Raw genomic sequence first — 3,709 nt, 5'->3', positions numbered from 1 at the left:
GGCCCGCTTCCAGCGTGTCGTAATCAATGTTGCCAAGCGAGGGCAGCTTGGTGCCCGGCCCGATGGAACCGACCACGTAGCGGTGCCGCCCGTCGGAAAAGCTTTCCGCCGCCTCGCGCGCCAGATGGGCGGCGGTGCGGTTGATCTCACGCGCGCGGTCGGCCAGTCCGAACTCACCCAGCGTTATGGGTGTGCCGCCAAAGCTGTTGGTTTCCACCATGTCCGCCCCGGCCTCGAAATAGCCACGGTGGATTTCGCGCACCAGTTCGGGGCGGGAGAGGTTCAGGATTTCGGTGCAGTTTTCCTGCCCCCAGTAATCACGTTCCACTTCCAGATCCAGAAGCTGCACGCGTGAACCCATGCCGCCATCACAAAGCAGAACCTGTTCACGAAGGGCGTCAAGGAGATGGGGGCGAGTAATCATATACGACTTCCAGACATATTTAATCTCCCGCCCTTTTCGGTCACAATAGGGCAGAAACGCCGATTAGTAACGATACAGGTCATTCTTGAACGGCCCATTGACGGGTACGTCAATGTAGTCGGCCTGCTTCTGCGTCATCTTGGACAGGTGAGCCCCCACCTTGGCCAGATGCAGTGCCGCGACCTTTTCATCAAGGTGCTTCGGCAGGGTATAGACCTTGTTTTCGTACTTGTTTTCCGGTGCGGTCCACAGTTCGATCTGGGCCAGCGTCTGGTTGGTGAACGACGCGGACATGACGAAGGACGGGTGGCCCGTCGCGTTGCCCAGGTTCACCAGACGGCCTTCGGACAGGACGATCAGGCGCTTGCCATCGGGGAAGACGACCTCATCGACCTGTGGCTTGATGTTGTCCCACTTGAAGTTGCGCAGGGCACCGATCTGGATTTCGGAATCGAAGTGACCGATGTTGCACACGATGGCGCGGTGCTTCATCTCGCGCATGTGGTCGAGCGTGATGATGTCCACGTTGCCCGTGGCGGTCACGAAGATATCGCCGCGCGGGGCGGCTTCTTCCATCGTCACGACCTCGTAGCCTTCCATCGCGGCCTGCAGCGCGCAGATGGGGTCCACTTCCGTCACCAGCACGCGGCAGCCCGCGTTGCGCAGGGATGCGGCGGAACCCTTGCCCACGTCACCGTAACCGGCAACCACGGCAACCTTGCCCGCCATCATCACGTCGGTGCCACGGCGGATGGCGTCCACCAGGCTTTCACGGCAGCCGTACAGGTTGTCGAACTTCGACTTGGTCACGCTGTCGTTCACGTTGATGGCCGGAACGCGCAGCAGGCCCTTCTTGGCCATTTCCCACAGGCGGTGGACACCTGTTGTCGTCTCTTCGGAGATGCCGCGCACCTCTTCGAGCAGCTCGGGGTACTTGTCATGCATGAGGATGGTCAGGTCGCCACCATCATCCAGGATCATGTTGGGCGTCCAGCCATCCGGCCCACGGACCGTCTGCTCGATGCACCAGTTGAACTCGTCCTCGGTCAGGCCCTTCCATGCGAAGACCGGCACGCCCGTCGCGGCGATGGCGGCGGCAGCCTGGTCCTGCGTCGAGAAGATGTTGCACGAAGACCAGCGGACCGTGGCCCCCAGCGCCGTCAGGGTCTCGATCAGGACCGCGGTCTGGATCGTCATGTGCAGGCAGCCCGCAATGCGCGCGCCCTTCAGCGGCTTGGACTCACCATACTCCGCGCGCAGCGCCATGAGACCCGGCATTTCGCCTTCCGCGATGGAGATTTCCTTGCGGCCCCATTCAGCGAGGGAGATGTCTTTGACCTTGTAGTCTGTCATAATAATGGTAACTTTCTTCTGATTTTAAAATATTTTCAATGAATTAGCGATTTAAGGCACCACGCAGGGCATCGACCAGATCGGTCTGCTCCCAGGTGAAATCGTCCTTCGCCGCATCCGGCGTACGGCCAAAATGGCCATAGGCGGAAGTCTGGGTGTAGATCGGGCGGTTCAGGCGCAGGTGCTTGCGGATGCCACGGGGGGAGAGGTCCATGACTTCGCGCAGCACGCGGCCCAGCTTGACCTCATCCACGTCCTTGCCCGTGCCATCAAGGTCAACATAGACCGACAGCGGGTGGGACACGCCGATGGCGTAGGAAATCTGCAGTGTGCAGCGGTCGGCCAGACCGGCGGCAATCACATTCTTGGCCAGGTAGCGGCAGGCATAGGCAGCTGAACGGTCAACCTTCGTCGGGTCCTTGCCCGAGAACGCGCCGCCGCCATGCGGGGCCGCACCGCCATAGGTGTCCACGATGATCTTGCGTCCCGTCAGGCCGCAGTCACCATCCGGGCCACCGATCACGAACACGCCGGTCGGGTTGACGTAGAATTCGTCCTCGGGGCACATCCAGCCCTGCGGCAGGACATCACGCACGATGCTGCCCAGTTCCTCACGGATGGTGGCCTGGCTGGCACCTTCGACATGCTGGGTGGAGATCACGACCGAGGTGGCGCCAACGGGCTTGCCATCGACATAGCGCAGGGTCACCTGGCTTTTCGCATCCGGCTGCAGCGCAGCGGCACGCGGGTCGCCCGCCTTGCGCAGGTCACGCACGCGGTGCAGGATTTCATGCGCGTAAAACAGCGGCGCGGGCATCAGGCTTTCGGTCTCACGCGTGGCGAAACCGAACATGATGCCCTGGTCGCCAGCGCCTTCGTCCTTCTCCCTCGCGCTGTCCACGCCCACCGCAATATCGGCGGACTGCGCATGCAGGTAATATTCGACTTCCGCGTTGCGCCAGGAGAAACCGGCCTGGTCATAGCCGATGTCCTTTACCGCATCACGCGCGCCCTGGATGAGCTTCTCCGGCGTGACGGAGGCCGGACCGCGCACTTCACCAGCCAGAATGATGCGGTTGGTGGTGACCATCGTTTCACACGCAACGCGCGATTCACCGTCCGCGGCCAGAAATGCGTCGAGAACGGTATCACTGATCCGGTCGGCGACCTTGTCAGGATGTCCTTCGGATACGGATTCCGATGTAAACAGAAAATCTTTATTAATCATTATTCACTTGCTCATTATTGCTAAATTACCTTTATTAATAATAATATTTTTTCGAAACACCTCCAATATTTTATTATTATTTATTAATTTACTATTTCATAGAGACAAACCATTTTTAACGATTCAGTCGTTTTTACCTTCTATTAGACCTTTTTATCAATACCATATCTCAAGCATGTTGATTTTCACTGAGAACTGACCCGGGTAGGGCGGAAATTTTCATCGAGATTTGACCCATGCCTTCACACTCCCCGGCAGCATCTGCTGGGGGTTTGAGGAGTGATTGACATGGAGCTTCTGAGTGTGATCCGTCGGTGGCACTGCCGGGATCATCTTCCGATCCGCGAGATCGAACGCCGGACGGGACTGTCACGCAATACGATCCGGAAATATCTCCGGGCACAGAGTATTGAACCGCGGTTCCAGGTACCCGAACGTCCCGGCCGACTGGACCCGTTTGCTGACAGGCTGAGGGGATGGCTGGTCCTGGAAGCCGCTCGCCCCCGCAAGAACCGGCGCACGGCGCGACGACTGCATGAAGACCTTGTGGCACTGGGTTATGATGGATCCTACGGACGGGTGGCCGCTTTTATCCGGCAATGGAAACACGAACAGTACCAGGCACGCCAGACAACGGGTCGGGGTGTTTTCGTGCCCCTGAGCTTCCAGCCCGGGGAAGCCTTCCAGTTCGACTGGGGTGAGGA

3 protein-coding genes and 1 pseudogene are annotated in these 3,709 nt (G+C 59.2%); 1 reads left to right on the top strand and 3 read right to left on the bottom strand.

Annotation, left to right across the window (positions count from 1 at the left end):
- The 3 genes from DY926_RS16825 to metK form a co-directional block, all read right to left on the bottom strand.
- Positions 1-424: homocysteine S-methyltransferase family protein (locus tag DY926_RS16825; protein ID WP_186336216.1), on the bottom strand; the 424-nt coding region annotated here is incomplete at its 3' end.
- Positions 425-487: 63 nt separating this feature from the next.
- Positions 488-1,777, bottom strand: coding sequence for an adenosylhomocysteinase (ahcY, locus tag DY926_RS16820; RefSeq protein ID WP_116704378.1), 1,290 nt, complete (start codon positions 1,775-1,777; stop codon positions 488-490).
- Positions 1,778-1,820: 43 nt separating this feature from the next.
- Positions 1,821-3,005, bottom strand: coding sequence for a methionine adenosyltransferase (gene metK, locus DY926_RS16815; RefSeq protein ID WP_116704377.1), 1,185 nt, complete (start codon positions 3,003-3,005; stop codon positions 1,821-1,823).
- Positions 3,006-3,293: 288 nt separating this feature from the next.
- Here metK and DY926_RS16810 point away from each other — a divergent pair.
- Positions 3,294-3,709, top strand: a pseudogene (locus tag DY926_RS16810) (IS21 family transposase); the annotation flags it as partial.

The organism is Komagataeibacter melaceti, assembly GCF_003403295.1.
In the GTDB taxonomy this organism is placed as follows: domain Bacteria; phylum Pseudomonadota; class Alphaproteobacteria; order Acetobacterales; family Acetobacteraceae; genus Komagataeibacter; species Komagataeibacter melaceti.
The sequence above is the reverse complement of the archived record's forward strand: the minus strand, read 5'-3'. Positions and strand labels throughout refer to the sequence as shown.

Bases quoted from the DNA above. Each gene is read 5' to 3' on its own strand.
- ahcY (WP_116704378.1), bottom strand. From the start codon at position 1,777: ATGACAGACTACAAGGTCAAAGACATCTCCCTCGCTGAATGGGGCCGC.
- metK (WP_116704377.1), bottom strand. From the start codon at position 3,005: ATGATTAATAAAGATTTTCTGTTTACATCGGAATCCGTATCCGAAGGA.